Origin of the sequence: Caldivirga sp. (assembly GCF_023256255.1) — an archaeon.
Classification (GTDB): Archaea; Thermoproteota; Thermoprotei; order Thermoproteales; family Thermocladiaceae; genus Caldivirga.
Window position 1 is genome coordinate 14,692 of sequence record NZ_JAGDXD010000006.1, and the last position, 4,044, is coordinate 18,735.

Consider the following 4,044-nt stretch of genomic DNA (forward strand, 5'->3'; position numbering starts at 1 on the left):
TTATTTGTGGGGCATATATATTACCCACTATGTAGTTTATCCAAGCTGGTGGAGCATTCTTAGGATACAATGTCCAGTAGGATGGGGTATTCCACATAAACCCGAAGTTAGATGGTATAACTATTAGGGCATATATGGACATTGCAACTAATAATGTGAAGAAAGCTAAAGACACTTTACCTAACGTGGATCTAACATAGAGTTTACTGAATTCACCTAAAGTCATTCCTAATATTCTTACATTAGATATCTTAGACTTCTCAGAAGTCATAATCACACCCCACTACTCTCCCTTATCCTTGGATCAACGACGTAATACAGTATTTCAAGTATGAACACTAATATTATGTAGAGCACCGTAGACATGTATGTTGTTGCAAGTATCACAGGCATATCAGGTGATGGTACACCCACTATAGCTATGTTAAGTACATAACCAAGCCCCCACCAGTGGAAGACAGCCTCAGTTAATAGGAAGCCTCCGAATATTATAAATGGTATGGTTAAGAATATGTTAGTTAATATTGTTGGTAAGGCTGGCCTTAATATATACTTATTAACAACCATATTTTCTGGAATTCCCTTAATTCTAGCGAAGGTGACGTAATCTTCTCTAATAATATTCAGTACTATTGACCTAGCAAAGTACGCCCAACCCCCAATATTAACTATTAGAACAGTGGCTAATGGAAGCACCATATGCCATAGCAAGTTAGTCAACATTTTAATATCTAGGAATACTTTATAAGTTGAATATAACCAATAATTATAGTATTGTGGACTAACTATACCACCATATGGGAACGCTATTGGTGAGTGAATTAAACGTAGTTCAACAGCAAATATAAGTATCATTAGTATCGCTATCCACCACTGGGGTAAACCAATATCAAAGGCCCCATAATACATTACAGCCTTATCATAGAGAGTACCATGCTTAAATGCCGCCCTTAAGCCAAGCCAAATACCTATGAGCGCGCTAAGCATTATACCCAGTGTATCTAGTATTATTGTACCAGGTAGTGCAGACATTATTATTGACACTACTCTACCGGATGGTATACCATATTCATCTGGGTAATATGAAAAACCCCAGTTAAATGTCATTATATTGTAGAGAATATAAAATACCCTTATTATTAAAGGTTGATTAAGTCCATATGCATTCTCTAATTGGCTAACGATCTTGTTACGAAGCTGCTGTTGCTGCTGAGGTGTCAATTGTGGATTATGGAGAACAAGGTGAGCCACCTGTTCGGCAGCTTGACGCTCAATAGATACCTTGAGTATATGAGCTGCAGGTCCAGAGAGAACTGCAGATATTATTATTAACACTAGGAACATTACAATTACTAGGTTTATCATCCTAATAGCCAATGCCCTAAGTAACGACATCATGCTAAATCTTTTAGAGTACTTTTAAGTTTTTCCTTAATGACTTAGATAAAATTGTCATGATACTTACTTTTATTTACTTATATAGAAATGATTTCAATAAATTTTAAATAAGGAAGTTTAATATTTCACTTTTTGCATTAACCATTTACTGTAACAGTTAAACTATACTGGTCTGGTAATATTACGATTGTTGTTCTTGCTAGTATCCATAGTGAGTATGTTCCTGGTGTTAGTTTGCTTGTTATGCTTGCTGGTATTGTGAATGTTACTGTTCCGGTGAATCCGCTGACTGTTCCGGTAAAGTTTCCACTAAATACCACTGTACCATTTGGACTAACCAGGAACACGTAAATTAATGGCTTACCAGCAGGAGTATACATTGTAACATTAAATGAAGCAGGCTGCCCTATTGTCACGTTAGTTGATGATACTGAAATCACTGCAGGCACTAGGTTGCCTCCTGGAGGTAACTGAGTCACACCCTGTGAAGCATAAATCCTATTGAACCACCACGTGTAGTTGAATGGATAACCACTCCACCTAACCAGTATTGCTGATTGCGGTGATACAGTTACTATACTCTTTAGTATATATGGACCACTACCAATAAGCAGGTTACCATAGGTGTTGTAGAAGTTTAAGGCATCCTCATAGGCTTGAGTAACCATACTACTATTCAGGTAATTATAACCATTAACAATAGCCCATGAGCCATTATCCCAAACATAACCAGTACTAATCCAATTCTGAAGCACGCCGGCTATATACTTATTGAAGTCAGGTGATCTGAAGTCCATTTGAGGAATCTTAAGCGACTGAGCCTCACTGGTAGTGAAAGCGTACTTACCCTGCTGATACGCGTAGAATTGAAGCGCTAATATGGGCCACGGCATGAGAACAGGTAAGAATGATGGTGCAACTATGTTAGGGTCTGGGAACCAATAATCATCATAGACTACTACAGTGCCATTGGGGAAGAATTGCATACCAACCACTGTCTGAGGTATGGTTGATAATGCACCAGCTAAATCACCTGCAGCAGCAACATTAGGTCCTAGATCCTTACCACTCTGGGCTAAGTCAAATAATACATAGTAACCGAAGAGAATATCAGCCATGCTTATTGGTTGGCCATCCTGCCACTTCTGGCCTAGCCAAGTACCATTGAAGTAGTAGCGTATAACATCCTTAGAGTAATGACCAGGACCAACAGTAACCCACTTCCCAAGCGTAGCATTCCAAATAACAGCATTAGCCGGTACTGGGAATATTGCCGAACCATTAGGACTAATCTCAACACTCCAACCACCCCTAGCTACCTGTGGTTCACCAGTGAATGGATTACTTACAGAAAACGGATCAAATATAAAATTCAACATATCAGAAGTATATATATCGGCACCAACCATCCACTGGAATGGATTATAAGCGAACTCCGAGACATGAAGCATACCAATTTTAAGCACACTTGGATGAGCCGTAGAGTAAGCATAGTCTAAGCCTAGAGACCACTCAAGACCAGAAATACTCGGCATGTAGTTAACAACACTGCTTAAGGCTGGATACGGGTACTTTACTGCAGCTATCCAGTCCACAATAGCCTGCTGGAAGCCGTCAAATAATGCTATTCTTGATAGGTTCTCAAACTGAGCTAGTGAAGTGAAGTTACCTACTGAGATTTGGTAAGTGAGCTTATCAATAGTTGCATTAGACCAAACCCAGTAACCTGGCGTACCCCAACCAGGCGTATTGTCGGTCCATGATGCGTAGAAGCATCCGCCACAAGTATCCCATGGCGAGGGACCAATTATCCAGCCAGCTGTATATATACTCCACTCCATATTAGCTGGGTTAGAACCAAATACCGTGACAAATGCCGTTGATAATGAACCATATATCGGCTGAACAGTGAACCCCATCTCCTCCAGCTTAGCCATCATATCTTGTCCAATAGCGTACCTGAATGGATCATCATTCCTTATGAAGAATATTATTGTAACAGGCTTAGGTGTTGTGGAGTTTGGTGGAATATAATACCACTTTCCATTAATGTAAAGAATCCTACCATGCCAAACAGGATCAGTCTTATTAATATCCTGGAACAATGTGAAGACAGACTGATTGAAGTACGTTGGATCATAGTGTATGTTATACTTTACAATTTCAGGGAATATTAGCAAGTAGCTATTAATACCCCATATGAAGGGCCATGCTAATGCTGGAGTCGCCATACCTGAAAATATTTGGCTAACATAGTATGAACGAGGAATTAAATAATTCAATAGAAATCTGAACTGCCAGTAGGCAAGTGGATTAAAGGTAGTATTACTTGGATAAGGATTAAATTCAAGACCATCACCACTGGCATAAGTTGGCGATAACATTACAATACCTGGGATTGATCTTAGCTGACTCCAGATTGTTGATGAAAGGAAGTATGGGTTCAAGAAAATGTCTATTTGGTCTGTCTCAAAATACTGAGGCACTAGGGTTGGGGACACTTGAATTAACTCTATAGTCTGCGCCACCGGTATTGAGGGAGTAGCCGTGGTGGTTACCGTTGTTGCGGTTGATGTTGTTACTGTTGTGGCTGTGGTTGTTACTGCTGTGGTGGTTACTGTTGTGGCTGTTGATGTTGTTACTGTT

The 4,044-nt window shown here is 39.6% G+C and carries 2 protein-coding genes and 1 pseudogene; all 3 read right to left on the reverse strand.

The features are described from left to right. Nucleotides 1–271, reverse strand: a pseudogene (locus Q0C29_RS01030) (ABC transporter permease); the annotation flags it as partial. A gap of 2 nt (nt 272–273) precedes the next feature. Then, on the reverse strand, nt 274–1,395 hold the full coding sequence (locus Q0C29_RS01035; RefSeq protein WP_291998804.1) for an ABC transporter permease: 1,122 nt from the start codon (nt 1,393–1,395) through the stop codon (nt 274–276). A 140-nt stretch (nt 1,396–1,535) separates the two neighbouring features. Further along, nucleotides 1,536–4,044: ABC transporter substrate-binding protein (locus tag Q0C29_RS01040; RefSeq protein ID WP_291998805.1), on the reverse strand; the 2,509-nt coding region annotated here is incomplete at its 5' end.

What these genes read in the sequence shown, in the direction of transcription:
- Q0C29_RS01035 (WP_291998804.1), bottom strand. Translation starts at nt 1,395, where the DNA reads ATGTCGTTACTTAGGGCATTGGCTATTAGGATGATAAACCTAGTAATT.